Annotated in this window: 28 protein-coding genes and 1 pseudogene; 10 read left to right on the top strand and 19 right to left on the bottom strand. The window is 43.6% G+C overall.

The genetic code is table 11. The features are described from left to right. Positions 1 to 143 precede the first annotated feature (143 nt). A complete protein-coding gene (locus Q5H80_RS20865; protein WP_304570091.1) occupies positions 144 to 818 on the top strand; it encodes a response regulator transcription factor in 675 nt (224 codons plus the stop codon). Continuing rightward, positions 802 to 2,088, top strand: a complete 1,287-nt coding sequence (locus Q5H80_RS20860) for a HAMP domain-containing sensor histidine kinase (RefSeq protein WP_304570090.1) — start codon at positions 802 to 804, stop codon at positions 2,086 to 2,088. Before Q5H80_RS20865 ends, Q5H80_RS20860 begins: the two co-directional genes overlap by 17 nt. A gap of 53 nt (positions 2,089 to 2,141) precedes the next feature. Here Q5H80_RS20860 and Q5H80_RS20855 read toward each other — a convergent pair whose 3' ends face one another. The 4 genes and pseudogenes from Q5H80_RS20855 to nagE all read right to left on the bottom strand — a co-directional run bounded on the left by Q5H80_RS20855 (position 2,142) and on the right by nagE (position 5,292). Beyond that, positions 2,142 to 2,693: a hypothetical protein gene (locus tag Q5H80_RS20855; RefSeq protein ID WP_304570089.1), complete on the bottom strand. Its 552-nt coding sequence runs from the start codon at positions 2,691 to 2,693 to the stop codon at positions 2,142 to 2,144. 41 nt (positions 2,694 to 2,734) lie between these two features. Then, positions 2,735 to 2,980 (bottom strand): annotated as a pseudogene (locus tag Q5H80_RS20850) (GNAT family N-acetyltransferase); the annotation flags it as partial. Between the two features lie 6 nt (positions 2,981 to 2,986). Next, a complete protein-coding gene (locus Q5H80_RS20845) occupies positions 2,987 to 3,415 on the bottom strand; it encodes a hypothetical protein (RefSeq protein WP_304570086.1) in 429 nt (142 codons plus the stop codon). Between the two features lie 398 nt (positions 3,416 to 3,813). Then, on the bottom strand, positions 3,814 to 5,292 hold the full coding sequence (gene nagE / locus Q5H80_RS20840) for an N-acetylglucosamine-specific PTS transporter subunit IIBC (protein ID WP_304570085.1): 1,479 nt from the start codon (positions 5,290 to 5,292) through the stop codon (positions 3,814 to 3,816). Between the two features lie 242 nt (positions 5,293 to 5,534). On the opposite strand from nagE, the gene Q5H80_RS20835 reads away from it, so the two are divergent. The 3 genes from Q5H80_RS20835 (at position 5,535) to Q5H80_RS20825 (ending at position 6,922) form a co-directional block, all read left to right on the top strand. After that, a complete protein-coding gene (locus tag Q5H80_RS20835; protein ID WP_304570084.1) occupies positions 5,535 to 5,927 on the top strand; it encodes a GFA family protein in 393 nt (130 codons plus the stop codon). 28 nt (positions 5,928 to 5,955) lie between these two features. Further along, positions 5,956 to 6,423 (top strand): OsmC family protein, encoded by a 468-nt coding sequence (locus Q5H80_RS20830; protein ID WP_304570083.1) that lies wholly within the window; start codon positions 5,956 to 5,958, stop codon positions 6,421 to 6,423. Between the two features lie 154 nt (positions 6,424 to 6,577). Beyond that, complete coding sequence (locus Q5H80_RS20825) at positions 6,578 to 6,922, top strand: ribosome recycling factor family protein (protein ID WP_304570082.1); 345 nt, start codon at positions 6,578 to 6,580, stop codon at positions 6,920 to 6,922. A gap of 148 nt (positions 6,923 to 7,070) precedes the next feature. On the opposite strand, the gene Q5H80_RS20820 is transcribed toward Q5H80_RS20825, so the two are convergent. The 15 genes from Q5H80_RS20820 to Q5H80_RS20750 all read right to left on the bottom strand — a co-directional run bounded on the left by Q5H80_RS20820 (position 7,071) and on the right by Q5H80_RS20750 (position 18,728). Next, the gene (locus Q5H80_RS20820; protein ID WP_004732698.1) at positions 7,071 to 7,310 is read right to left on the bottom strand and encodes an RNA-binding protein; all 240 of its coding nucleotides are present in this window, start codon (positions 7,308 to 7,310) and stop codon (positions 7,071 to 7,073) included. A 130-nt stretch (positions 7,311 to 7,440) separates the two neighbouring features. Next, positions 7,441 to 7,704 (bottom strand): hypothetical protein, encoded by a 264-nt coding sequence (locus tag Q5H80_RS20815; RefSeq protein WP_017061275.1) that lies wholly within the window; start codon positions 7,702 to 7,704, stop codon positions 7,441 to 7,443. 228 nt (positions 7,705 to 7,932) lie between these two features. Beyond that, positions 7,933 to 8,475, bottom strand: coding sequence for a DUF3833 domain-containing protein (locus tag Q5H80_RS20810; RefSeq protein ID WP_304570080.1), 543 nt, complete (start codon positions 8,473 to 8,475; stop codon positions 7,933 to 7,935). Beyond that, positions 8,472 to 9,035: a chalcone isomerase family protein gene (locus Q5H80_RS20805; protein ID WP_304570079.1), complete on the bottom strand. Its 564-nt coding sequence runs from the start codon at positions 9,033 to 9,035 to the stop codon at positions 8,472 to 8,474. Before Q5H80_RS20805 ends, Q5H80_RS20810 begins: the two co-directional genes overlap by 4 nt. Positions 9,036 to 9,038: 3 nt before the next feature. Further along, positions 9,039 to 9,563, bottom strand: a complete 525-nt coding sequence (locus tag Q5H80_RS20800; protein WP_304570078.1) for a DUF2878 domain-containing protein — start codon at positions 9,561 to 9,563, stop codon at positions 9,039 to 9,041. After that, positions 9,541 to 10,821 carry a cyclopropane-fatty-acyl-phospholipid synthase family protein gene (locus tag Q5H80_RS20795; protein WP_304570077.1) on the bottom strand — a complete coding sequence of 427 codons (1,281 nt, stop codon included), beginning with the start codon at positions 10,819 to 10,821 and terminating at the stop codon, positions 9,541 to 9,543. Before Q5H80_RS20795 ends, Q5H80_RS20800 begins: the two co-directional genes overlap by 23 nt. 104 nt (positions 10,822 to 10,925) lie before the next feature. Further along, positions 10,926 to 11,732 (bottom strand): DUF1365 domain-containing protein, encoded by an 807-nt coding sequence (locus Q5H80_RS20790; protein WP_304570076.1) that lies wholly within the window; start codon positions 11,730 to 11,732, stop codon positions 10,926 to 10,928. Further along, on the bottom strand, positions 11,729 to 13,000 hold the full coding sequence (locus Q5H80_RS20785; protein WP_304570075.1) for an NAD(P)/FAD-dependent oxidoreductase: 1,272 nt from the start codon (positions 12,998 to 13,000) through the stop codon (positions 11,729 to 11,731). Before Q5H80_RS20785 ends, Q5H80_RS20790 begins: the two co-directional genes overlap by 4 nt. A gap of 2 nt (positions 13,001 to 13,002) precedes the next feature. Beyond that, positions 13,003 to 13,734 (bottom strand): SDR family NAD(P)-dependent oxidoreductase, encoded by a 732-nt coding sequence (locus Q5H80_RS20780; RefSeq protein ID WP_304570074.1) that lies wholly within the window; start codon positions 13,732 to 13,734, stop codon positions 13,003 to 13,005. Then, entirely contained in the window at positions 13,734 to 14,165 is a 432-nt protein-coding gene (locus Q5H80_RS20775; protein ID WP_215402721.1) for a nuclear transport factor 2 family protein, read from the bottom strand. Before Q5H80_RS20775 ends, Q5H80_RS20780 begins: the two co-directional genes overlap by 1 nt. A gap of 14 nt (positions 14,166 to 14,179) precedes the next feature. Continuing rightward, a complete protein-coding gene (gene phrB, locus Q5H80_RS20770) occupies positions 14,180 to 15,595 on the bottom strand; it encodes a deoxyribodipyrimidine photo-lyase (RefSeq protein ID WP_304570073.1) in 1,416 nt (471 codons plus the stop codon). After that, positions 15,592 to 16,539 (bottom strand): DUF523 and DUF1722 domain-containing protein, encoded by a 948-nt coding sequence (locus Q5H80_RS20765; protein WP_304570072.1) that lies wholly within the window; start codon positions 16,537 to 16,539, stop codon positions 15,592 to 15,594. The genes phrB and Q5H80_RS20765 overlap by 4 nt, the downstream gene beginning before the upstream one ends. Before the next feature lie 143 nt (positions 16,540 to 16,682). Next, positions 16,683 to 17,363, bottom strand: a complete 681-nt coding sequence (locus Q5H80_RS20760) for a ChrR family anti-sigma-E factor (RefSeq protein WP_304570071.1) — start codon at positions 17,361 to 17,363, stop codon at positions 16,683 to 16,685. Beyond that, positions 17,356 to 18,003, bottom strand: coding sequence for a sigma-70 family RNA polymerase sigma factor (locus Q5H80_RS20755; protein WP_304570070.1), 648 nt, complete (start codon positions 18,001 to 18,003; stop codon positions 17,356 to 17,358). The genes Q5H80_RS20760 and Q5H80_RS20755 overlap by 8 nt, the downstream gene beginning before the upstream one ends. A 110-nt stretch (positions 18,004 to 18,113) precedes the next feature. After that, the gene (locus Q5H80_RS20750; RefSeq protein ID WP_304570069.1) at positions 18,114 to 18,728 is read right to left on the bottom strand and encodes an LON peptidase substrate-binding domain-containing protein; all 615 of its coding nucleotides are present in this window, start codon (positions 18,726 to 18,728) and stop codon (positions 18,114 to 18,116) included. Positions 18,729 to 18,979: 251 nt separating this feature from the next. Between Q5H80_RS20750 and Q5H80_RS20745 the strand changes: the two genes are divergently transcribed. From Q5H80_RS20745 to gltS, 5 genes are all read left to right on the top strand, one after another. Further along, complete coding sequence (locus Q5H80_RS20745) at positions 18,980 to 19,366, top strand: tautomerase family protein (protein WP_304570068.1); 387 nt, start codon at positions 18,980 to 18,982, stop codon at positions 19,364 to 19,366. A 252-nt stretch (positions 19,367 to 19,618) separates the two neighbouring features. Then, complete coding sequence (locus Q5H80_RS20740; protein ID WP_304570067.1) at positions 19,619 to 20,797, top strand: O-antigen ligase; 1,179 nt, start codon at positions 19,619 to 19,621, stop codon at positions 20,795 to 20,797. A 78-nt stretch (positions 20,798 to 20,875) separates the two neighbouring features. Then, a complete protein-coding gene (locus Q5H80_RS20735; protein ID WP_304570066.1) occupies positions 20,876 to 22,840 on the top strand; it encodes an acyltransferase family protein in 1,965 nt (654 codons plus the stop codon). A gap of 187 nt (positions 22,841 to 23,027) precedes the next feature. Next, positions 23,028 to 23,384, top strand: a complete 357-nt coding sequence (locus Q5H80_RS20730) for a YibL family ribosome-associated protein (RefSeq protein WP_086051420.1) — start codon at positions 23,028 to 23,030, stop codon at positions 23,382 to 23,384. Positions 23,385 to 23,699: 315 nt separating this feature from the next. Further along, a complete protein-coding gene (gene gltS, locus Q5H80_RS20725; protein ID WP_304570065.1) occupies positions 23,700 to 24,926 on the top strand; it encodes a sodium/glutamate symporter in 1,227 nt (408 codons plus the stop codon). The last annotated feature ends 121 nt before the right edge of the window (positions 24,927 to 25,047 follow it).

Below are 25,047 nucleotides of genomic sequence, written 5' to 3'. Positions count from 1 at the left end.
TATTGATCAAATAAACTTTATTACCGAATTGCAGTTTACCCCCTAAATTGCATCTGGCTCGCATTAGTCACGCGAGCCTTTCTTTTTTTTGGCGGTAAATGTTTGATTTACGATAATATTTATCTCCGATAAAGGGGGGGGTTGTGAAAATATTAATCATAGAAGATGACACCACCACAAGAGAATTTGTGGCCAAAGGTCTTGAAGAGCATGGTTATGCGGTCGACCAAGCGGAAGATGGCAAAAAAGGCTTAATGATGGCCTTAAGCTCAGAGTATCAACTGGTGATTCTTGACCGCATGTTGCCGTATTTGGATGGAATGAAAGTTCTCTCAGCGATTAAAGCGACAGAAGAAAATTTACCGGTATTAATTTTGAGTGCCATGGACAGCGTGGAAGATCGCGTAAGTGGCCTTCAAGCAGGAAGTGATGATTATCTGATCAAACCTTTTGCGTTGGCTGAGCTTATTGCGCGCGTAGACATCATTATCAATAGAACTAAACGTCAGCCCGTTACTGAGACAAATTTGATATATGACTGCTTAGAAATCGATTTACGCGCTCATAGAGTAGTGTGTAAAAACCAAGATCTCCAATTGCAGCCGAAAGAGTTTCAACTGATTCAGTATTTCGTCGAGCACAGTGAGCAAGTTGTCTCAAGAATGCGCTTGTTTGAGGCTATTTGGAGCTACCACTTTGACCCGAAAACCAATGTCATTGATGTTCATGTCGCTAATCTCAGGCGCAAACTAGAAGACGCCGGTTGTCCTGATTTACTTCACACCGTGAGAGGGGCAGGTTATGTCCTTCGTCGATGACTACTCCCTCACTCGCTCCTCTGTATTTAAAACTCTAGTCGGTTTGTTTGTGTTGGTGACAGTGATTAATGTCATCGTGATTAGGCAGGTATACAAAGACTCAGATGCGTTCCATCGGGCACAACTCATTCGACAGCTGCAAGATGAGTCATCCGAATTCAGTTATGCAGCCAATCAGAGTAAAGAGGATGTTGAAAGGTTACTTGCCGTAAAGCAAACATCCGATACTAATTTTTACTATCGCCTTTTTGAGCGAACAAGCCCTTTATTAACCACGTCTTATCCTGTTGTTTCTCTTATATCTGAAACCGCCAACATTAGCATTGGAGATACGCATCGCTTGGTGATTGGTATTGATAGACAGGCGGTTGAAGAGTATCGAAAAACTCTGATCCCGATTGTCTTTTCGGGCATCGTGCTGCCCATTGCAGTGATGCTGATCGCGGCTCTGTTTTTTACGCTTCTGATCTTAAAGCGTTTAGAAAGAGTCAACCAAGCGATGAATCGAGTGTTGTGTGGTGAAAAAAGCGTAAAAATCCCTGTTTCTAAACAAGATGATGAATTTGATATTTTGGCGATTCACCTCAACTTCATGATTGAGCAAATGGCTAAAAATGAAGAGTCATTGAAGTCGTTAACAGTAGGCATGGCTCATGATATGCGCACTCCCATGGCTCGGCTAAAGTTACGCTTAGAAGAGGTATTGTCGGATTCCACATTGACCGATGAACATCAAGAGCAATTCTCGGCTTGCCATGATGAGTTGGAGCTCATCTTATCGCTATTCAATAGCATGTTAGAGATCACCAAGCTGAATAGCGGGCAAACGTTGATCGCCACAGAGCGTGTAGACCTTGGAAAAATAGCTCAAGATGCGATCGAGTTTATCAGCCCTATTGCTGAAATGAAGCAACAGAGCTTGGTTTGTCGGCTAGACCAAGAGTGCGAAGTATTGGGGGATAAAAGCCTACTCTTCAGGGCTGTCTTCAACTTGGTTGAAAATGCAGTGAAATACACACCTGAAAAGGGAAAAATTGAAGTGGTGGTTGATTACTTTGGTGTCACGGTGGCGGACAACGGTATCGGGATATCAGACAAAGATAAGATGAATGTGTGCCGGCCTATGTTCCGTGCTGATAAAAGTAGAACGGAATTTGGCAATGGCCTTGGCTTGTCTCTGGTTGATGCCGTAGTAAAGCGTCACCATGCCCATCTTATTTTAAGAGACAACAACCCCGGATTAAGAGCGCGCCTCTATTTTGAACGTTAACCTTAGTGGACTTTGTAGGCAGAACAACACCTTAATCCTTATTTGTTATAGCTTTATCTTTGCGTAAAAGCTTTAAGGATGTTATCCACTACGGAGTTACTTTCTAAATAGTACTCTAACGAAACGTATGGGGATTTTTCGTAAACCGAGCATGAAGCACTAACTCGCAAATCTCCAACCATTTTCGAGTAGCTCGACTTGCCAGGCTCAAACTGAAATACTGGATAGTGCTCCTGAAATTTTTCTATTAAGGAACCTAATGCAGCAATACACCCCCCCTTACTAATAAAAGCTCGCTCAACTTTAACTCGCCCCACCAATTCAGACTCGTTATCTATTGTAACTTCGAAGTCTGATAGAAAACTAAGCTTAGTTTCGTTCTCAAGCGCTAAAGGCACTCGAAAGTTAGTAACTGGGCTATCAGTTGTAATATTGAAATTCCCCAGAGGTTTCACTGGGAAAGAACTGGCAACTTTGACTTCAAATAAAGGTAAACCTTTACCTTGAATCACTGTATCTCGTTCAGCAGAGTTGAAACCACCACCCAACATGAAACCGAGGACAATCATGCTTACCATGACTAAAGCTATTTGTATTTTGTTCATCTGATTCCTTTAACTATGGATATAGCCCTGTTAAGTGCATGCTAATTGAGGTACTTCTGCCAATGTTGCTGACCTTTCAAAACTACCTTGTAATCTTCGTAGTCCAAAGAACTATAGAGATTTTTAGCTGCAACATTATCATTACTGACCTCTAGTGTGATTTTTAGGTAATCATTATCACGACAATACTGTTCGATACCATTCAGCAGCGCCTTGCCAACACCTTTACCACGAAAGCTATCCGACACCATAAAGTCATGGGTATTCATCACTCTTTGCGCACGATAGTTTTATTATATATTATCGACTTTACCGCTATTTTCGAGGGTATCAGCTTTTTTGGTGTTTCCTATCCCTGCAATACACAAACCCATCAGAAAAACCGATAGAAAATTGAAAGCAAATCCAAACCTCTCATTTGGAGGGGTATCTATTGATCCTGCCCAATATGTGAAGTGCACGGTCAACCCTGTAGTAAAGTCATATCTATAAGTGGGACTATATACCACGACAACTTGAGCCAGAAAAAACACGAACAACAGCCAGTTAGCAATTTGCATTTTAGCGTAAAGTAGGAAGCAAAATAGTAATCCCATCAATACGTAGATTGTGTATACGATGTTGGTTAATCCATAGTTGAAGTAGTATCCAACCACCTTTGAAGCTCCCATGAGAATCATTGAGAGAGCTAAAATCAAAAGTAATTTATTAGTTTTAGTCATCTTAATCTTCCCTAATGCAAAGTCTTTTGTATAACTCGGTGAGAATGTATCCATTTATAGTATCAGTGTTGTTGCTTATAACCAACTGAATGCTATGCATATAATGTAAAACAGTTTTATTGTTTAAATGAGCAACCTTGCAAGCACGCATTATTGCCTAGGTGGAGTACGTTATCACTCTGAAGTAGTTCTTGAATTCTTGATTAATCAACGTCTTAAAAGTGGTTGTTCGTGCTTACACATTGTTAAGACCCTGTCTTTTTCTCTTTTTCTCTTTTTCTCTTTTTCGCTCCCATAATCTCCTTGTGCTGCGAGTACAAAAAAGCCAAAGCGAATCGCTTTGGCCTGAGTGTTTTAACGAGCACAGTAACGTGTGCTGTGTTTTAGCGACGCTGGGTTTAACTCGGAAGTGGGACCGAGGTTAGATCTTGGCTTTTAGGGATTTGAGTCATCGCATGAGCGATCTCTTCTGCCTCTGTTCCAATAATAACCTGAAGGTTGTTAGCCCCAATCTTTACCACACCCATTGCGCCAATCGCTTTCAGTGTCGCTTCATCAACAACGCTGATGTCTTTAAGTGTTAAGCGCAGCCTTGTGATACATGAATCGATACTGGTTAGGTTGGCATGTCCACCTAGCGCTTTTAAGTATTGCGCCGCTTTCTCATTCGATGAAACTTGGTTTACTTCGGCTACGTCCACATCTTCACGTCCCGGTGTTTTTAAATCGAACTTTAGGATGGCGAAGCGGAATATTGAGTAGTAAATCGTCGCAAAGAATAGACCTTGAAGTATCAACATGTAAGGTTTTACTGCGAGTGGAAGATTGTAAGACAACACGAAGTCAATCAAACCACCACTGAAGGTAAAGCCAGCGATCCACTGCATGCTGGCAGCAATGTATAGCGACATAGCGGCAAGAAGCGCGTGAATAACATAAAGCACAGGTGCTACAAACATGAAGGCAAACTCAATCGGTTCTGTTACGCCGGTTAAGATAGCGGTTAACGCTGAAGCACCTAGAATACCGCCGACTTTCTTTTTGTTTTCTGGTTTTGCACAGTGGTACATCGCTAAACATGCCGCTGGTAAGCCATAACCCATAACAGGGAAGAAACCGCCTTGATAAATACCAGTCATACCGAGTTCACCGGTGCCCGACCAGAATTTAGAAATGTCATTGATGCCCACTAAATCGAATAGGAAAACTTGGTTAAGTGCGTGGTGCAAGCCAACAGGAATAAGTAAGCGGTTAAAGAAACCATAGAGGCCAGCGCCTGTCGCACCCATCTCAGAAATAGAGATGCCGAACTCAACCAGTGCTCCGTAGACGACAGGCCACACATAAACCATGACTAAGCTGATGCTAATTGCGGCCAGTGAAGTGATGATTGGAACGAAACGCTTGCCACCAAAGAATCCGAGAGCCGCAGGCAGTTTTATAGTATGGAAGCGGTTATATAGAGTGGCGGCGACAATACCTATCATGATGCCTGTGAATGCACTCACTGCTGCATTGGAGGCGATAAGTTCAGATGCGCCCATTTGGTCAACAGGGACACCGGTGATTTGTGAGATAACATTCACGTTACCCACGATCATTTCCACGATGAGCAGACCTAATAGGCCAGAGAGCGCGGCAGCGCCGTTATTGTCTTTTGCTAAACCATAAGCGACACCAACCGCGAATAACCACGCTTGGTTATCCATAATGCCTTTACCACCGTATACGAGTATGGTGGCTAAGGCGCTGTTAGCTCCCCAACCTGACGGGTCAAGGGCATAACCTAGCCCTAGCATCAAACCACCGGCAGGCAGTACGGCGATCGGCACCATCAGTGCTTTACCGATTTTTTGTAAGTATCCAAGTATGTTCACGTTTTTTCTCTCTCTATTTTTATTGATAGAGAGAGCTTACTTGCATAAGGATTAAGGATCGGTTGTGCTTAGATTAACGATTATTAATGTAGGGCGATGTCGTTGTAAGACTGAGAATTATTGAAGATTTTATGGATAATCTGATTGTTCTAAAAGTGCTAAATTCAAAGCTTGGTTACGGACAATGTAAATCGTTCTCGTTAAAATAGTTTGACCACATGGACGTGATTGGAGAGATAAAAATGAAAGTCGTCGGAGATACAGTTATCCAACCTTTTCACAAGGCAACCTGCCATTGCGGTGCGGTTGAATTAGAACTCAGCTTGCCTAATGGCATAGAAAAACCACGTCGCTGTGATTGTTCTATCTGTCGTCGTAGGGGAGCGATCGTTGGCTCTGTGGCGCTGGATGGTATCAAGATCCTCAAAGGTGCAGAGCATCTCAAGCTTTATCAATTCAACACCAACACCGCGAAGCATTACTTCTGCTCAAACTGCGGCATCTATACCCATCACCAACGCCGCTCAAGCCCAAATGAATACGGTTTTAATATCGGTTGCTTGGAAGGGGTGAATCCTTTTGATATTGGTGAAGTGGTCACCAACGATGGCGTCAATCACCCTGCTGATCGTTAATTTATTAGGTATTAAAAAGGAAGTGTTTATGTCTGAGTATGGTGCGGTCATTCGTTGGCAAAAAGCGGAAGATGAAGCCTTTAGCGACAACCAATACAGCCGCGGTCATACGTGGGAGTTTGATGGCGGTGTCACTGTGCCTGCTTCATCTTCTCCTCATGTTGTACCACTGCCGTTTTCAGTGGAAGCGAATGTTGACCCAGAAGAAGCCTTTATTGCGGCACTTTCTAGTTGCCATATGCTGACGTTTTTGGGCATTGCCGCCAAGCAGAAGTACGTGATCGACTCTTATGTCGATGATGCCGTTGGTGTGCTGGAAGAAGATGAATCAGGCCGCTCGTCTGTCACTAAGGTGACTCTGCGACCTGACATTGTGTTCTCCGGTACTAAGAAGCCAACGGTCAAACAACTCGACAAGCTTCATCATTTAGCGCACAAAAACTGCTTTATCGCGAACTCGGTAAAAACAGATATTGTGGTAGAGACTATTGGGTAACCTGCAGTTCATTCTTTGTGAGCAAAAACAGGATCTGGCAGTTTCGTAAACGCTGTGTAATCCTAAGTGTGATTTTATAGGGTTATTGATAGAGAGTTTTGAGTTGCTGCTAAGAGCGCTTAAATGATAGGAATCGATTGGTTATCAGAGAGTTATGTTTAGCGTCCCATTGAATAGTTTTGTACACCGTGTAAGTGATAAAAGCCAAGTGATGGCAAGTGCTGATGAATGCGGGTGTCAGTTGAAGCGAGTTCGTCGCTCGCGCAATTGGCTGTTGGTCGCTCAAGAGCATCAACTCGTTGAATTTAAAATGATGTTAACTCACGAAAAAGACGGTTGGATAGGAATCGCAATCGACAAAGTGCTGCCTAAACCTGTGGTGTGTTTGGCATCTCTGTTGGCCGCTACACCTGCAATGACCGTCGCTCAACTGGTGATGGAATCTGGATGTTCAATGGCAGAAGCAAGGCGTGCCATTGATGAACATGAAGCGCTGTAGGTGTATTCGAATCGTGTGAAAAGAGAATCGCGAGCAGAAAAAAGCCCGTAGTGATATTGCGCTGGAAAACGTCATATCGTTACGGGCTTTATCATCTGTGCTTGTGCTGCTTAAGCTAAGCCATGTGGCTTATAAAACGTTTACTCGATTAAGAGTTAGCTACTTTTACACGAATCGTGTTTTTGCCAAGCTTTGACAAGTTCAGCTTGTTTAGTGCCGCTTTAGCTTCTTCGTGCTCTGGCATTTCAACAAAAGCAAAGCCTTTAGATTCGCCAGTTTCTTGGTCTAAAACTAGGCTGCACTCTTTTACTGAGCCGAACTCAGAAAATAGAACACGGATGTCTTGCTCTGCAGTAGAGCGCGATAGGTTACGAACTAGAAGTTTCATAATAAACCTTGAATATGAATTTACGCCGAGCATTGTCGCACACTTTCGTGCTCACCCAGACATAATAATTTGAGATCACGCTTGCTTGGTTTACTACGCAGAGCCAGCGCTTTTGAGTAATCAAACGTGATTATTCGTCGTCGAACTGTTTGATCGTGAACGCGTCTTCGATTCGGTTAAGCTCTTCTTGTTCTTTTACTCGCTTCTCTTCTTGAAGAGTTGCTCTTGTTTCGTTGAAACGTTTTTTCTCTGACTTAGTCAGGAATTTTACAGCTTTTTTGTTGGTCAGTGCGTAAGCAACTACGTCTTCGCCTTTTTCTCTGCGGTCGTTTACACGTTGTGAGAAACGTTCATTGTCGCGAGCTTTACGCTCCGCTGAGGTCAACTTGCTCATGCTTTAAAGCCTTTTCAATTATTCATGGTAGGGAATCTACGCTTAGCGAAACAAACAGGAACTACTGAGTATGAGTCTAGCCCATTTGTATGCTGGTGGCGCATCTTAGCACAGAGGCTTGAGCTTTCAGGAATGCAATTCGCGGGAACAAACAAAACAGCCCACAATATGTCGTTGTGGGCTGTAATTAAAGGCTAACCAAACAAGGTGAAGCTAAGGCTCGAACCATCAGATTTTCTCGATGTATAAGATGACCTCTCCGACTTTAAAGCCAAACTTGGACATCTCAGTCTTGTTGAACAAGCGTTTGTCGTCCATCAAGAACATCCAATCATCAAGCTCCACTTCATAAGTGCTACCGTCTACTTCGATTTCTAAATCGTATTTCCAATAAAGCGCTGAACCTAGAGTCTCCCCATAAGCGGTTCCAACGACATCGTTGGCAGTCCCAGAATAGGTGTTGTCGCCGGTTTTTATCAAGTTCCAAACGCGGGTTGAGCGCTCGCCATCAGCAAAAGAGAACCACTCTTTTATCTCTCCGTTGTCACCGTCCCAAGTCGCGATAAGTTTGGCATCAAAGCGGCGCAGTAAGTTACCAGAGCGGTCAAGCACCATGCCGTAGGCCATCAATTCACCATCAAAGAAGGTTTTGAGCTTGAGCTCTGGTGAGGTGTCTGCGTGGTTCTCTAAACTTGCAGAGCCACACCCTGTTAGCCAAGCGAGCGACAATATTGTCAAGGCGAGTTTGATTAATTTTGTTTTTGGACTCATTTATTTAAACCTAAAAGTTGTTTGCGTAGACCGGGCTCAGAGGTGTTTTCAGATAGCCAAATCGCTAAGAAAGCGTCACCAAACTGCTTGTCTTGGATGATGCCTATGGGCTGCTCATCAAAGTAAAAACGACTCACGTTGTCTTCGGTTACGCGGATAGTGAGTGTGCTGCCTTCTTCTACATTAGGCCACATTGAGTAGAGCGGTTCTAACCAACGTTTTATATTGCTATTAGGGTAGCCAAGCTTATTCCATTGATCTTCAGTAGCTTCGACCAAATCTTTACTCTCTATCGCTCGGTAGTACTCTATTTTCAAAGCACGTTCTGAAGTAGAGGGTGCGGTATAGAACTCGGCAGAGTAGAGAGTCCAAAACAGGTAACTCATTTCACCCTGACCACGCTTGTTTAAATCATCGACAGCTGAAGCTCTGGTGTTTCCGGAAAATAACAGAGCAGCAAACACTAACGAGAGAGTAATAAAGCCTAAAAGTGTGTTTTTTGCTTGCTGGTGAGCGCTAACAATACCGCTCTTAGGTTTGAACATGCGTGAATAAGCCATAAGTCACCTCGTTGTCCTTGCCATTTCAGGTTGTACTAAGTTGGAGTAGGCGGCCACCAGTAAGGGCAACAAGATCCCCCAACTCATTGCAAGGGCAGCAATTACAGATGCATCTGGCCATGTAGTAAGAAGGGCGCCTGCTTTGATGCCTCCCCAATAACTACTAGTACCTGCTACGAACCCTATGGCAAACAAGATCACTTTCGAGCATTTTAAAAGCCAATTAAGGCTGTGGTTGAAGCTAATCAAAAACATGATCCATAGGCAGATGAGCCATACGGGAAACCATGATTGATTGGCAACTTCAGAATCGACGGCAAACACGCCGAAGTGAAGCATGAGGCTATCGAGTAATAGCCCCAATGGAAGTAAACAGAGTATTTTCAGGTCGCTATTGCGAGTTGGAGAGAGTACGAAGTGCACGGCCACAATCAGTGGCGCGATGAACGGGGCTTGCGCGGTAAAGAATGCACTGCAAACCCAGGTTGCTTGAAACAGAACGAGATTAATAATCCAAAACCGTTTCATCTTTCGCTCCAAAGTAACGAGGTTTTCTTGCGACTAAATGGTGAGTACTGATCACTCGCTCTTTGAATGCACCTTCACAGTAGCAGAAGTAGAAGGTCCAAAGGCGTTTGAACTCTTCTGAATAACCCAGTGATTCCAAATCTTCCCAGCTGTTTTCAAAGGCAACGTTCCAGTCGTTGAGTGTGCGAGCATAGTGCAGGCCAATATCATCAATTTCTTGAACCACAAGGTCTGTGCTGGTCGCAAGATGTTGGGTCATCACTGACACTGAAGGTAAACAGCCCCCCGGGAAGATGTACTTCTGGATAAAGTCGATACCTTTGCGGTACTTCTCATAACGGCTGTCAGCAATGGTGATCGCTTGAATCAGCATCTTGCCTGAAGGTTTGAGTAGCGAAGAGCACTTCTCAAAGAAGGTTTGCAGATATTCGTGACCGACCGCTTCTATCATCTCGATAGAAACCAACTTGTCGTATTCACCAGTGAGGTTGCGATAGTCCTCTTTGAGCAAGGTAATCTTGTCGGTTAAGCCAAGCGCTTTCACTCGTTGTTCAGCAAGCTCGTGCTGTGCGTCTGAAATCGTAGTGGTGGTGACGTGGCAGCCATAATGTTGGGCCATGTATATCGCTAAGCCGCCCCAGCCAGTACCAATCTCAACGACTTTGTCTGTTCCAGACAGCTCTAAGCGCTCACAGATGGTTTTCATCTTGTTTTGTTGTGCTTTAGAAAGGGTTAACGCGTCCTCGCTGTAGATAGCCGCTGAGTACTGCATTGAGCTGTCCAGGAATCGCTCATACAGTTCGTTACCGATATCATAATGAGCGAGAATGTTGCGTTTAGACCCTTGCTCGGTATTAGCATTCTTACGTCGCAAAAGCAGATTTTTGATTCGAGAGATCCACTGTGTTTTATCATCCAATTCGTCTAGTTGCGCTTGGTTGCGCGCCATGATTTGGATAACACGAGTCAGGTTTGGGCTGGTCCATTTACCATCGATGTAGGCTTCGGATGCACCAATACTTCCGTTGACGACGACGTCTCTAAAAAAGGTCGCATCATGGATCACGATTCGACCTTTCAAGTCGGATTTTCGATCGCCGAACACCGAATATTGGTCGCGCTCGATAATTTCCAACGTCGCGAATTGCAGGCTTTCTAAAACCTTAAAGATCAAAGCTCGATAATTACAGTTGCTTGAAACAGCAACGGCTTTAGCTTGTTGTTCAATGTTGTTGTTTTGTTTGGCAAGCTGTTCCATGTCAACCTCGCTGAGAATTCATTCTAACTTTTTTGCCAACTAAGTTGGGTGGCATTCGTTGGTTTGAGCACACTCACAACCTAATTGAGTATTGGTTTCGGCGCTTAAGGTGTTGAGTCTGGATGCGCCACAAACGGTACTTTTTTCAGGAATAATTTGAGAGCCTGATAATAAATCCCCATCACGACTTTTATCGTCATCGCCGGAATTTTACATACCGTTTGTCTAATGTTTTTCTTTGTTACTGACTGCTTTGTCAAAGCCAATGTCGCATCGAAAAGCTTGTCGTCTCGGCGGCTTTCGATGTGGACTAACGTGCGTTTCGCTGGCGGCTTAATTTTCCAAAAATAGGTCATGTTTAAGTCCATAAACGGCGAAACGTGAAACGCTTTCTTTACCTTCAGCTCTTGGTGCATGTCGATGAGGTAGTAGTGTCTTTGTCGCCAAGGCGTGTTACTCACTTCAGCCAACATGTATTTGCAGTCGCCTGTTTCGTCATAACAGAAGAAACAGTTTATCGGGCTGAAATAGATACCTAAACAACGGCACTGTGCCAGTATCGTCACACGGTTTGAATCAGACCAAACCCCACCAAGTTGTTGCACTTTGGAAGCTATACGTTGCTTAAGTGACTTTGGTTCATCAATACTGGTGTTTTCTTTTTTTTCAGCAAGATAATCCGACTCTACAAAGCGAATCGGGTTGTACCATCGAGTTCCGAATAGCGCACTACGCGCTGTGATTTGGGGCAGTTCATCAAGGTCCAGCCCCATCATGTAAAGCTGATAGCTAAACTCATGGGTGATGTCGCCAAAACGGCGATGTCTGACGTTACCCCAATAGATACCGCTGAGTTCTTCACTCTTTTCGGATGCGATCCCCATTTCGGATGTCAGGGTTTGGCTGTTCATAGTTCTGAACTCGTACTCAAATCTAAACCGAAGCGTTTAGTCACATCGAGTGCACTGTGGACGCCGTCTTCATGGAATCCGTTGTACCAGTAAGCGCCTGCAAAGTGAGTCTTATTTTGGCCGCAGATTTTTTCACGTTGTTGCTGTGCGTTCACCGTGTTCGAATTCAGAACAGGGTGGTGATACACAAAGCTTCGAATGATTTTTTCCGGATCGATGGCGTCGCTCTGATTCAAGGTGACGCAGAAAGTGTCTTGGCTTTCGATGCCTTGCAGAATGTTCATGTTGTAAGTGACACAGGCAGGACGTTTACCGTCTCCATCCAACATATAGTTCCAGCTCGCCCAAGCCAGCTTTCTATCTGGCAGCAAGTTGGTGTCGGTATGAAGAACCACTTCATTGCGGCTATATGGAATTTCGCCCAGTACCTGTTGCTCCTGTTCTGTCGCGTCACCAAGCAGACGTAATGCTTGGTCTGAGTGACAGGCAAATATTACTTCGTCGAAGTCTTGTGTGCTGCCATCTTCAAATTCAATCGTAATGCCCGTTTTTTTGCGGGTGACCTGTTTGATTGATGTGTTCAATGCCACCGGTTTGCTTAGGCGGGAAAGGATGACCTCAACATAAGAGTGAGACCCTTTAGGAATTACATACCACTGTGGGCGGTTGGCAATGTCTAGAAGGCCGTGGTTGTAGAAAAATTGGATGAAGAACTTGAGCTCAAACTCTTCCATCTCTTCCAAGCTTGTCGACCAAATAGCCGCGCCCATTGGCAATATATAGTGCTGGCTGAAAAAATCAGAAAATTGATTTTCGCGTAGGAAACTGCCAAGGGTGACATCTGGTGTGAATTCATTGCTTTCAAACTGAGCCTTACATAGTTTGTTGAACTTGAGAATGTCAGACACTAAAGACCAGAACTGCGGCTTGAAGATGTTACTCCTTTGCGCGAATAATGAATTAATGCTGTGGCCGTTGTATTCAAACTTGGTGGTGGTGTTGTGGACGCTAAAGCTCATCTCGGTCGGTTGTCGTTCAACGCCCAACTGTTCAAGGAGCTGATTGAAGTTTGGGTAGGTTCGATCGTTGAACACGATGAAGCCAGTATCAATCGAGAACGCCGAGCCTTGATGTTCAATATCAACGGTGGCGGTGTGCCCCCCAACGTAATCATTTTTTTCGAATACCGTTACGTCGTGGTGCTTATCTAATATGTGCGCGCAAGTGAGTCCAGAGATACCTGAACCAATAATGGCGATTTTCTTCATTGTTAGACCATCCTTGAAGCGAGTTTTTGCCAAACCGGAGTTGGAAGCATTCTGAATAGCTTCATCAACGTGATGAATCGTCTTGGGAAATTGATTTCACTCTTTCCTTGAGCAATACCATTTACAATTCGCTGAATGGCGGCCTCACTACTAATTATCATAGGCATAGCAAACGTGTTTCTCTCGGTTAAAGGAGTATCAACAAAGCCAGGGTGCACAATGGAGACATGAATATTGTGCTTGGTAAGGTCAACCGAAAGCGTTCTTCCTAAGTAAGTGAGACCTGCCTTTGAAGCGCCATAAGCTTCGGCTCTAGGCAAAGGCAAAAAGCTGGCGCTGGAGCTTACTAAAACCAAGCGTCCGCCGGGTTTAATGTTTTTCAACCAAGACTTTAGAGCGTAACCAATAGAGATTAAGTTAATGTTGATGACTCGCTCAAAAAGCTCTGCATCAAAGTTGACTGGGTCATCGATGTATTCACAGTCGCCCGCATTGAGAATCAGAAGGTCAAGTGGTTTGTCTTGGTCAAGCTCCGGGAAGTTGTGATAATCGGTCAAGTTAAAGCACAGAGGTGTGATGGACGAATCCGCTAAGTCTGTCTTGTGAGAATCAACTAACGATTGCAGCTTGTCTGGGTTACGGCCACAAGCAATTACCTGATGCCCTTGTTGAGCGTAGTCTTTAGCAAGGGCCTGGCCGATACCTGAGGTCGCGCCTGTAATCATAATATGCATTATCGGCTCGCTCTTTTCTTGATGGATTTGATGGCGCAGCCCAATACCGGAATATGTTCATACAACATAGAGCCAACATCGAGATAGTCTCTGTGGTAAATCACTTGCTCATCAAGCATTTTGAGGTGGCTGTGACCTTGCACTTCAATAGGCTTCTGCCCATTTAACTGTTTGTGAGCAAATTGCATTGTCCAATAAACTGATGCTTCGTTGTTCGCTTCGAACGTGTGTTCGATGTGGAAGTAACAGCTCGTAACCTGCGTGTAGAGGTTCTCGAAGTAGTGAGTCAGCGCCGAGATACCGCTGACATGGTGCAGCGGATCTTGGAATTCAATATCAGGGTGATAAACCGTCTTAAGTACGTCGAAATTGTCGGTTCCGAGTTCTCGATACATGTTGAGAAAGTTCTCAAGCCATAGAGAGTTATCCATAATATTCACTCTAATTATTTGAAGAAGGCTAAGGCTCTCAATCGTGCTTCTTTATGCTCAACGATGGGTTGCCAGTATTCGCTGTCTATCCCGTTTTTAGCGATAAAGTCATGTGGAAAATGCACATGCTGATCAGGGATGTTTTGCAGCTCTGGTATGTACTTACGAATAAAAATTCCTTTTGGATCAAACTTTTCACTCTGAGTGATTGGATTGAAAATTCGGAAGTAAGGTTGAGCATCACAGCCAGTACTTGAAGCCCACTGCCAGCCACCATTGTTGGCACTAAAGTCACCGTCGATAAGGTGCGACATAAAGAAACGTTCGCCCCAACGCCAGTCAATAAGCAGGTGCTTGGTCAGGAAGCTGGCCACGACCATTCTTAGCCGGTTGTGCATCCAGCCCGTTTCAACCAGTTGACGCATGGCTGCATCAACCAATGGATATCCTGTTCTTCCTTCGCACCAAGCTTTGAAGCTAGGCTGATCTTGATACCAGTCTAAGCCGTTATATTTTTGCTGAAAGTTCGCACCTTTAACCAGTTTAGGATGGTGAAACATCAAATGCTTGTAAAAATCTCGCCAAATCAATTCATTGAGCCAAGAAAAGGCAGGCAGTTGCGTATCAAATAATAGTTCGGGCTGTTGCTGAATCAATTGAATCGCTAACCATCTTGGGCTCACTGCGCCAATCGCTAAATAAGGCGATAAACCTGATGTACCTTTTACTGAAGGGATGTCTCTCAGCTGAGCGTAGTCGTTGACCTTGTTGGCTAGGAAGTTAGGTATCACATTGCCAAGTACGTCTTGGCTTAACGGCCAACGGCTTGAGTCGACTCGCGGAAAGTCGAAGTCATAGTCACTGGCAAGCTTGAGCGTTTGCAGGTTGTCAGGCAATAGGGCTTTAGCATTGTTTTTAGAAGTGAGCGCAGCAGGACTGCATTGAATGCCTTTTGCTTGCACTTCTTTTAACCAGACATTTTTAAATGGCGTGAAAACCTTGAACATCTCACCTTGCTGGTTAAGCACACTGCCTAGAGGGAGCATCGCATCACAGTCGCTGATCTGAAGATTTATACCGCTCGATATCAGTTGTTGGTCACGAGCTTGTTCATCGACTTCAGGCTCTGAATTTGCGAACACACATTGAGCATTAAGTTGCCTGCACAAGTCAACAAGCTGTCTGGATTGGTCGTCAAAATCGGTAGCTTTTAGGTGCAGCAATATGATCCCAAACTCGGCGAGCTGGGATTCAAGCTGTTTTAGGTGACGATAGATGAAATCAGCTTTGATTGGTGCAAGGTGGTGTTGTTGCCATTGCTGTGGTGTTGAAATAAAAACGGCGACAGAGACGCCGTTTTCAATTGCAGCGACGAGTGCCGGGTTATCGTGAATCCTCAGGTCTCGTCGTATCCATAGAATGTCGCTCAATATCCGTATCTCAGTTTAAGTTCTTGAGGGTGAGGGTTTAGGTAGACCTGCGATTCTAAGTACTCGTTTGGGTACTCCATTAGATAGTGATTGATCAGTGTCAGCGGTACGAGTAGTGGAATCACGCCCTCTCTAAATGAAGCGATCTGGTTGGTGAGTTCTTGTTTGTGGCTGCTACTCAGTTGCTTCTTAAAGTAACCTTGCAAGTGATGCAGAGTATTGGCGTGACTGCCTCGATTGGCGTGATGTGATAACGCCTTCATCAAGCCTTCGATGTATTGAGCTGCCAAATCATCGATTTCTAGGTCGTTACTCGCTAAAAGTTTGCCTAGGCTCTTGTAGCCTTCAACGTGGTGACACATCACTAGGTACTTATGAGCACTGTGGAATTGAATCAGCTTGTGTTTAGTAATGCCTTCATCAACAAGGTCGAGCCATTTTTGGTAAGTGAATACTCGAGTCATGAAGTTTTCACGCAAAATGGGATCGTTGAGGCGACCGTTTTCTTCAACCGGAAGCAGTGGATTGCCTTCCATTATCTGCTTAGTGAACATGCCAATACCTGTTGATTCAGAACCGCGCCCATGGTGGTGGTAGACCTTGACGCGCTCCATACCGCAGGTTGGGCTTTTTTGACACACAATAAAGCCAGCAATGTGTTGGTTGTTCTTTGAATAGTTTTGACCGAACTCGATCAGTTCGTTGGTCACATCACCTGAACCATCTGGGCGAGAAACATGAATGATGTCATCCAACATTCTTGTTTGACGAATGGTTGGGCGAGGAGTTGGAAGGCCAACGCCCATTTCCGGACAAACTGGTTCCAACTCAACGTAATCTGCTAGGTCGTCTGTACAGAAGCGAGAACGTTTATGGCCAGTATCGAACCGAACTTTATGACCGGCGACACATGCACTAATGCCTATTTTTATTTTTTTATCCATTGGTCAATTCCTTACGATCATTGCTCATCGTTATTCTTATATTGTGTATTCTGTTGCTTATTTCACATTTCTCTAATTCGGATATTGCTTTTCTAATTAGCCAACTATGCGAGTCTTGTGACGAATTCAGTCAATGCCCCAATCTAGTAAATGTATTTACCTAATGGGTTGAACAGTTGGCTCACACCTTTAGTGAAATACAAGGCATCACTTGAAACGGTTAAACATACACAACCTTCTTTGGTTGCTGGTTGATGAGTGTGGTTGCCATCCAACCAGATGAAGTCGCCTTTGTTGTAGACACCCATTTCGTCTTCGAAGCTGCCTTCTAGAAGAAGCGTGATCTCGAAGCCTTTGTGGGTGTGGCAAGGCACTTGCCCATCTTTGTCGATGTGCAACAAGCTGGTGTGGTGTGCTTCGTCATCAAAATCGAGTCTTGCTCGTGAAATTTTGCCAAGCTTCATCCAATCTTTTCTTGCCACCGAGCTGAGGGCGCGAGGGATTGTGAATGTAGTTGTGGCTACGGTGACTTCTTGAACTTCTGGAGTTACTTCAGCTGATTGAGAAGCATCGGCCGTAATTTGCTCTATCGCGTCAAAATCGAAGCCCATGTCGTCCATTGAGAAGCTGTCTAGATCTTCATTTGAAAATACTGGATCCGCGTCGAACACACTATTAGCTACTTCAGCGGTAAGCTGCTTTACTTGTTGTTGGCAGTGCTCACACAGCTCCACATGGCTAGAAACAATTAAAGAAACTGAATCAGCCAGCGTGCCATCGACGAAGTCTTTCAAAATTGCCGCGTTTGGATGATGTTTAATCATGGCTTTGGTCCCCCATGTGAACCTTAAGTTTGGCTAAAGCGAGTCTTAGACGTGATTTAACCGTTCCAAGTGGGACGCCAAGTTGTAGAGCGAGTTGCTCTTGAGAGAGCTCTTGAAAGTAAACACCTTTGACGATGGTTTTCTGAGCGAGCGGTAATTTCTCTATCTGAGTCATTACATGTCTGCTCATCAAATGATCGCCGAATGGTAAATCTTCGCTTTGAGATTCGGCTACCATTGCATCTATCGGCCAGATATCGTCAGCTATCGTTTGTTCGGCTTTCGCTTTCACTTTTCGCAACATGTCGAAGGCTGCATTACGCATTACTGTGTAGACCCAAGTGGTCGCAGCGCCTTTCTCTTCATTGTAGAGGTGTGCCTTCTTCCAAACATTGGTCATGGTGTCTTGAACCAGTTCATTGGCGGCAGCTTCACCACCTAACTTACTTATTCCAAAACGCTTAATCTTAGGAGCGAAAAATTTGAACAAACAGGTGAACGCCTGCTTGTCTCGTTCTGTACCAACCAAAACCAACCAAGTCGAGAGCTCTGTCGGTACTTTGTTGTCTGTCGGTACTTCGTTATCGGGAATAATGACATGCTCCTTGCCGTTCCCTGAACTTCTGCTTTCCACTTGCATAGTAACTAACCATCATGCGAATTTGAGAAACACTACGCGAAAGGTGAAGGTCGGGATCACTGTAATTTAAATTAATTTCCACTATACAAAATTATAGTGAAGAAAAGTGCTTACTGCCCCGTAATGATTTGATTCAAAAAGGGAACTAAAGACGGAAAACTGGCTGGCTCAGTAAATTCTGTTTTCTTTTCCAATGGGATAGGCATCATTTCGAGTAGTCGAGCACAGATCCATTGAGGGCTTTCGAAGTCAGGAGCTGGGTAGAGTGCTCTGATTGAATCGTGTTCTCGAAACAACTCGACAAGAAACGCAGTAACTACGTTTGGCACCTTATAGTTGTGTTGTGGCCAGTGAGGCAACGGGCGGTAATCACTTTTGATCAAGTCGTCTGTGTCGCGGAAGGAGGAGTGAAGCTGCACTAATTTTTCGCCTTCGACATCAATTTCCAAAATCTGATCATCTGACATATTGAAATCAACGATGGACACCTTTGTTCCCCATGAACAGAGGTGTTCACAGTTGTCTTGAGTAGCAATGATGAAACCATCACCTTTCGCCGCGTGAGCAACCATCGCGAGATACTTTGGTTCAAAAATACGCAGTCTCTGCCGGCCTCCGGGCAACAGAAAGATGGGGAGAGGGAACACAGCAAGCTCTAGAGAAGACTCTACGGGTTTGTCTGGTTTGGCTTCTGTCCGCGTGATCTTCCCAGTTGAATTCGGCACATAGCACTCCTTAGTTAAATGTGATTTGAGAAGATATACGTGGGGATGATGGTGTTCGATCAATTCGCTTAGACTTATGTTTGCAAAGGGATAGGTATTTTGTTGCACCTGTTCATAAATTCATTGTTTTTAACTTTTCTCATACGAGTCATTAGGTACTATATGTACAAATAGTAAGCGAACAGATGGTCGCCAAACGATGCTTCCATCTGACGTTCTTCTATACCTAACATCGCATCAAAGGAATGGTCATGATTGTTATTTATGGTATCAAAGAGTGCTTAAATCCAATTAAGTTGCAGCTCTCTAATGTATTGCAGCAGTGCTTGAACAGTGAGATGGGTTTACCCGATGACAAGCGAGCACATCGATTTGTGCCATTGGAACGAGATGACTTCTTTTACCCGGAAGGAAGAACAGAAGCTTATACCGTCATAGAAATCAATATGATGGAAGGGCGAGCGGTGAATACCAAAAAGCGCCTGATTAAGAAGATATTTTCTGAAGTAGAGAAGCAGCTGGCCATATCTCCCATTGATATCGAGATCACTATTAAGGAGCAGCCATCGCACTGCTGGGGATTTCGAGGTATGACGGGCGATGAGGCCCAAGATCTTAAGTATAAAGTAAAGGTCTAGGGTTTAAGCTTCTAACTTCTAATTCGTAAGACAGAAGACTTAAGTTAACCTATTTAGTCGTGGTTTTGGAATTTGATGCCAAAGCCGTTAGATGGGCTTAGTTTGGATATATGAATCATGGGTAAATGATCGATGGACTATGCCCTAGAGGGACGAGTTTCTTTATTTTCCGCTGTATGTCACTACAGTTCGTTTGCGACAGTGGCAAGTTTGTTTTAGAGTGCAACTCTTCTCAGCATTTTTAGATTAGTTATGGTTAGAATCAACACGAATTTAATTCAAAAGATACTCATTACACTGCCTTTGTTTTGGATTGTTACCGTTCAGGTGTGGTTAGGTCAGGGGAGTAAGCCACTTGCGGGTATCACTTTATTGATTGCGGTCTGTTGTGCTCTTTTGTACCGAAAAAACAAGGAGAAGCATGACTGGTTTGAAGATGGCTGGGTGTGGATACTGCTCTTGCTCTCTATTTTTTCCACTGTATCTTACGAGTTGCATGGTTTCAGTAGTCAAGAATTGAGGGCAACTTTGATTGCTCTGGTATTTTTCCTTTTTTATCGAAATGGCTTTGTTAAGTTATCAGATATACAGAACTTATGTTTCACTTCTGTTGTCAGTACAACTGTCCTCGTTGCTTACTATATCTTTTTTCTCTCTGGGGATCGGGGGAGCTTGCCGTCTAATGCTCTTGTTATAGCTTCGATTCAAGGCTTCTCCGTTATTTTGTTGCTCGCACTTGGCTGTATTTCGTATGAAGGAAAAATGCCCCAAGCAATAGCTATCTTGGCATTTATAGCCTTTCTATCAATGTTTTTGGTGGGCTCAAGAGGACCTCTATTAGCCGTTATTATTATTGGTTTAGTTGTCCTATTCAAAATGATGATACAGCATCGTCAGTACAAAACGCTGCTTGGTATTAGTGCCATGGTCGTTATTTCTGTGTTTTTGATGTCGAAATATGACGTGGTAAGTGAACGTATTGACTATAGCTTGCATGAATACCATGAGATATCACAAGGCAACATGGATACTTCCATAGGCTTAAGATTACAAATGTATCAAGCAGGGTTCGATTTCTTTGTGGATAGCCCCTTGCTCGGCATTGGAGGTGATAAAGAAGCGCAATTAGATAAACTCTCATTTACGCCAACAAATTCGGGAAAGAGGTTTATCGTTAATGCACACCTTCATAATAATTATATTGATAAAGCTGCGTCATCTGGCTTGGTAGGCATTGCCCTTCTCATGCTTAGTTTGATGTACCCTTTGTTTAATTCAAGATACAAGCTATCGCCTATTGTATTGTTACCGGTCGTTTATTTTTCTTTCATGTGTCTATTCGATTCACCTTTCAGGAATGGTGATTTAGCTGTGATGTACTTTGTGTTTATTGGAGTACTACTAAAACTGCAAGTGAGAACAGAAGCGTAATGAAACCGGCATATTACGCTAATTTCATTGTGGATAGTTTTAGTGCGTTTATTGATTTAAGGTTATAACGAATAAATAATGAATAAAAATTTCAGGTATGACATTAATGCATTACGTGCATTAGCTGTCTCAATCGTCGTCATTTTCCATTTTTTCCCGGGTTTTATCACTGGCGGCTTTTTAGGTGTAGATGTGTTTTTTGTCATTTCAGGCTTCCTGATGACAAAGATTATCATGTCGAGTTTGGAAACTAATACCTTCTCATTAAAGGACTTTTACTTAGCGAGAGCAAAACGCATTATTCCTGCTTTGGCGATCATGTGTCTTGTCGTGTTACTCGTTGGCATTATTTACCTAGATCCTTGGGCGTTAAGAAAACTAGGTAAGCATATTCTCACCAGTGTCGGGTTTGTTTCTAACCATACCTACTTAAAAGAGTCGGGATACTTTGATGTGGCCGCGCAAAGTAAGTGGTTGCTTCACACTTGGTCTTTATCCGTAGAATGGCAATTCTATGTACTATATCCTCTCGTTTTAATGGCGACCTACAAGTTATTCGGATCTAAAGGTGCTGCCGTCGCTATTGGAACGACTCTAATAGGAAGTCTAGCTTATAACTATGCGTATTTGGGGAGCTCGGCTTCTTATTACACATTACCGTCTCGCGCATGGGAACTGCTCGCAGGTTCGGTAGTTGCTTTGAAAAGAGAGCCCATTGAATTCAAAAAATCCAATGTTCAGTTGTTGCTGTTAGTTGCTATTGCCTCACTGTTTATATCTCCTTTCATGATCGACAGCAGTACACTTTGGCCGAGTCATGTGACGCTTATTCCGGTCATTGCTACCGCGATAATTCTGCTTTTGAATTTGGACCTCAATTTTACCTTTCATAAATCACGGCTGATACAAGGGGTTGGGTTATGTTCCTACTCAATTTATCTCTGGCATTGGCCTATTAATGTTTTCATTAAGAACCTCACGAGCAACACTATTACTCACAATATAGTAGGAGTAATGGTATCGGTATTGATGGGGATCCTTTCATTTAAGTTCATTGAAAGTTACCGACCTAAGGAGCCCCCCAAAGGCGGTAAGTTCTTTTTGAACTATTATCCTCTCATTCTTGCTTCCTTTATTGCCTTGATAGGGCAGGTTATTTATGAAAGTGAAGGGTTACTTTGGCGTCTGAATAAAACACAGCTAGTCATTGCACAAAGTGTCTATGACCGTAATCCACGAAGCGGAGAGTGCCACGTCGAATTTGGGCCATCTCCTGAGTGTCAGTATGGCTCTGGGCCTGTATCCGCGATTGTTTTAGGCGATAGTCATGGAGCATCGATAGTGAGAAGTGTTGAAGCGTCAGCACCTAATGATACATCGGTCATCGACTGGACGAGAAGCGCATGTCCGACGATTTCAGGTATAAAAAGAGTGCTTGCAAGTGGTGAAATATCAGAAGAATGTGGGGATTTTGTTTCATCCTCTATCACGAAAGCTAGAATCAAGTACCCAAATGTTCCTATTGTTGTCATTAACAGAATGGGGGGGTATTTATATGGCTCTAATGAAGATGGATGGCAAAGCGAGAATGAACAAATTAGTTTAATCGCAGGAGAGAAAAGGTTTCAGAACAGATCGAAAGAATATCTAAACTCGATTTTGTCTAACTTCGAAAAGACCATGTGCGCTTTAAGCCGATCTAACCCTGTTTATTTGGTTAAGCCAGTCCCTGAACTGAAGAAAGATGTACCTAAAACTATGTATAAGTATTCGATTCTAAATCAATCTGATATTTCGGTTTCCATTCCTCTAGAAGAGTACCGACAAAGAACCGCATTGATTACGGAATCTTATGAAAAAATCAGCCAAAATTGTCGAATTACTCTTATAGACCCTGAACCGATATTTTGTGATGATCAGCAGTGCCGAGGGGATATCAACAATCACCCAACATACGTTGATGACGACCACCTGAATGAATTTGGTGCTAGCCAACTTATTCCTCAATTTCGCGAAAAAATATGGGGTCAATCAACGCCGTAGGAAATGCTCATTCGCCCTTATTGTTTACACGAAAGAATAAGGGCGTTTCTGTGGTTGGACCTGTTGTGTTGGTCTTAAATGATGCGTTTAGATAGCGATGTTTAAGATAAATTTCGGTTCAAGTGAACCCTTGTGCTATACTCCGCGCCCCAATCCGAATTGGCTTGTTAAATCTTAGGAAATTATTATGAGTGTTAAAAACGAACTTCAACAAATTAACAACCGTCTAGACAAGTGTCGCAACAAGTTAGCGGCTGCTAAAACTCGTAATGATCGTCCTGTTGTTCGTCAATTTGAAGACGAGATTAAGAAGCTAACCAAGAAGATTGCCCAACTGAAACACAAAGAAAGCTTCGATGTAAATCAAGAGCGTAAGTCTCTGGTTGATATGCCATTCAAGCGTGAGATTACTAAGGCTGAGCAAGCGGATATGGGTAAACTTAAAAAGTCTGTTAAAGGATTAGTAATTGTTCACCCAATGACGAAGATTGGTAAAGAACTTCGCATTGAGGTTATGACTGGTTACGCGCCGAAAAAATTCTAATTACCAGCGATGGTGATGAAAGAGGAGCTAGCAATAGCTCCTTTTTGCTTTTTTAGGTATTAAAAAAGCAGAGTCAGCGGCAAAAATACTCACGCCGTTTTCAACTTTTTAGAGGTGATTGTTGTCACAAACCCTTTTATCTCCTCTAAAAGTTAACGTGCTACTAACATGGCACCAAGTGAACGCAGTAATGTGTTCGCTTTTCGAATTACAATTTCTCTCCAATTTTTATAAATATAGGTAGAGCAGCACAGATAATTACAAATAAAACTAGACTCGTTAAGGAAGATGAGAACGTAAAAAAATAGAGGTTATATGAATCAATTAATTTCAATTGGACCACTAGAATCCTTCCTAATCGCGATTAGTGTTTTGTTTCTAGGTCATTTCGTCAATGCAAAGCTTCCGGTTCTCAAAAAGTACAATATCCCAGAGCCCATCGTCGGCGGCTTGATTGTCGCTTTTGCTATTACAGCCCTGCACTTTAACGGCCTTGATCTTGAGTTTTCTTTGCCCTTGCAGAACACATTTATGTTGATGTTCTTTGCAACGGTCGGCCTTGCGGCTAACTACACACAGCTGATGAAAGGTGGTGCTAAGGTATTCCTATTCTTAGGGGTGGCTTCGGTTTACATCATTATCCAAAACGGTGTAGGCGTAACCTTAGCAACGGCACTAGGACTTGAGCCCTTGATGGGTTTGATTGCTGGTTCTATCACGCTTTCGGGTGGGCACGGTACTGGCGCGGCTTGGTCGCAAACTTTTTCCGACACGTTTGGCATTGCCAATACTCTAGAAATAGCGATGGCTTCAGCCACGTTTGGTTTGATTATCGGTGGTATTATCGGTAGCCCAGTCGCTCAAAAGTTGATTGATAAAAACCAGCTTGAATCTGAGTACGGCACTGGCACGCAAACCCACGAGCGTTTTCCTGAACTGGTTACTTACAACGAGTATGAAGAAGACAAAGTGACGGCGAAGAAGGTGATTGAAGTGTTGTTCATCCTTCTAATCTGTATCACGGGTGCGAAGTACCTAGAGCAGTGGGTGGCGACTTTTAAAATTTCTTGGTTGATGATTCCTGACTTCGTTTACGCGTTGTTTATCGGTGTGTTCATCACTAACGTGTTTGAAGTGACTAAGCTGCATAAGACGGACAGCGAAACGGTTGATATTCTTGGTACGGTGTCATTGTCACTGTTCCTAGCGATGGCGCTAATGAGCCTTAAGCTTTGGAATATCTTTGATCTTGCGATTCCGTTCTTAGCTATTCTTGCGGTTCAGGCTGTGGTGTTAGGTATCTTCTCTTATTTTGTGACGTTCAAAGTAATGGGTTCTAACTACGATGCGGCAGTAATGGCGGGTGGTCACTGTGGTTTCGGCCTAGGTGCAACACCAACTGCGGTAATGAACATGGGCTCTTTGGTGAACCGATTCGGTCCGTCGCCACAAGCCTTCATGGTTGTACCAATCGTCGGTGCTTTCTTTATCGATATTGTTAACCTGATTATCCTACAAGGGTATATCTCGTTTATCGGTTAATGTGAACGCCACGTTTTGCTTACAAGAAAGCCAGTCTATTGACTGGCTTTTTTATTGCTTATACCTAGAGTTGTTCTAGTTGAAAGCATCAAATTTTCCCGAATTTGATGTGCATTTTCGT

The organism is Vibrio sp. SNU_ST1 (genome assembly GCF_030563405.1).
Taxonomy (GTDB): Bacteria; Pseudomonadota; Gammaproteobacteria; order Enterobacterales; family Vibrionaceae; genus Vibrio.
The sequence above is the reverse complement of the archived record's forward strand: the minus strand, read 5'-3'. Positions and strand labels throughout refer to the sequence as shown.

Excerpts from the sequence above, each read along its gene's own strand:
- Q5H80_RS20765 (WP_304570072.1), bottom strand. The coding sequence starts at position 16,539 with ATGGATAAAAAAATAAAAATAGGCATTAGTGCATGTGTCGCCGGTCAT.
- Q5H80_RS20860 (WP_304570090.1), top strand. The coding sequence starts at position 802 with ATGTCCTTCGTCGATGACTACTCCCTCACTCGCTCCTCTGTATTTAAA.
- Q5H80_RS20730 (WP_086051420.1), top strand. The coding sequence starts at position 23,028 with ATGAGTGTTAAAAACGAACTTCAACAAATTAACAACCGTCTAGACAAG.
- Q5H80_RS20735 (WP_304570066.1), top strand. The coding sequence starts at position 20,876 with ATGAATAAAAATTTCAGGTATGACATTAATGCATTACGTGCATTAGCT.
- Q5H80_RS20830 (WP_304570083.1), top strand. The coding sequence starts at position 5,956 with ATGTCTGAGTATGGTGCGGTCATTCGTTGGCAAAAAGCGGAAGATGAA.
- Q5H80_RS20815 (WP_017061275.1), bottom strand. The coding sequence starts at position 7,704 with ATGAGCAAGTTGACCTCAGCGGAGCGTAAAGCTCGCGACAATGAACGT.
- gltS (WP_304570065.1), top strand. The coding sequence starts at position 23,700 with ATGAATCAATTAATTTCAATTGGACCACTAGAATCCTTCCTAATCGCG.
- Q5H80_RS20755 (WP_304570070.1), bottom strand. The coding sequence starts at position 18,003 with ATGCAAGTGGAAAGCAGAAGTTCAGGGAACGGCAAGGAGCATGTCATT.
- Q5H80_RS20740 (WP_304570067.1), top strand. The coding sequence starts at position 19,619 with ATGGTTAGAATCAACACGAATTTAATTCAAAAGATACTCATTACACTG.
- Q5H80_RS20825 (WP_304570082.1), top strand. The coding sequence starts at position 6,578 with ATGTTTAGCGTCCCATTGAATAGTTTTGTACACCGTGTAAGTGATAAA.
- Q5H80_RS20795 (WP_304570077.1), bottom strand. The coding sequence starts at position 10,821 with ATGGAACAGCTTGCCAAACAAAACAACAACATTGAACAACAAGCTAAA.
- Q5H80_RS20855 (WP_304570089.1), bottom strand. The coding sequence starts at position 2,693 with ATGAACAAAATACAAATAGCTTTAGTCATGGTAAGCATGATTGTCCTC.
- Q5H80_RS20790 (WP_304570076.1), bottom strand. The coding sequence starts at position 11,732 with ATGAACAGCCAAACCCTGACATCCGAAATGGGGATCGCATCCGAAAAG.
- Q5H80_RS20745 (WP_304570068.1), top strand. The coding sequence starts at position 18,980 with ATGATTGTTATTTATGGTATCAAAGAGTGCTTAAATCCAATTAAGTTG.
- Q5H80_RS20785 (WP_304570075.1), bottom strand. The coding sequence starts at position 13,000 with ATGAAGAAAATCGCCATTATTGGTTCAGGTATCTCTGGACTCACTTGC.
- Q5H80_RS20780 (WP_304570074.1), bottom strand. The coding sequence starts at position 13,734 with ATGCATATTATGATTACAGGCGCGACCTCAGGTATCGGCCAGGCCCTT.
- Q5H80_RS20810 (WP_304570080.1), bottom strand. The coding sequence starts at position 8,475 with ATGAGTCCAAAAACAAAATTAATCAAACTCGCCTTGACAATATTGTCG.
- Q5H80_RS20805 (WP_304570079.1), bottom strand. The coding sequence starts at position 9,035 with ATGGCTTATTCACGCATGTTCAAACCTAAGAGCGGTATTGTTAGCGCT.
- Q5H80_RS20760 (WP_304570071.1), bottom strand. The coding sequence starts at position 17,363 with ATGATTAAACATCATCCAAACGCGGCAATTTTGAAAGACTTCGTCGAT.
- Q5H80_RS20835 (WP_304570084.1), top strand. The coding sequence starts at position 5,535 with ATGAAAGTCGTCGGAGATACAGTTATCCAACCTTTTCACAAGGCAACC.
- Q5H80_RS20775 (WP_215402721.1), bottom strand. The coding sequence starts at position 14,165 with ATGGATAACTCTCTATGGCTTGAGAACTTTCTCAACATGTATCGAGAA.
- Q5H80_RS20800 (WP_304570078.1), bottom strand. The coding sequence starts at position 9,563 with ATGAAACGGTTTTGGATTATTAATCTCGTTCTGTTTCAAGCAACCTGG.
- Q5H80_RS20820 (WP_004732698.1), bottom strand. The coding sequence starts at position 7,310 with ATGAAACTTCTAGTTCGTAACCTATCGCGCTCTACTGCAGAGCAAGAC.
- Q5H80_RS20845 (WP_304570086.1), bottom strand. The coding sequence starts at position 3,415 with ATGACTAAAACTAATAAATTACTTTTGATTTTAGCTCTCTCAATGATT.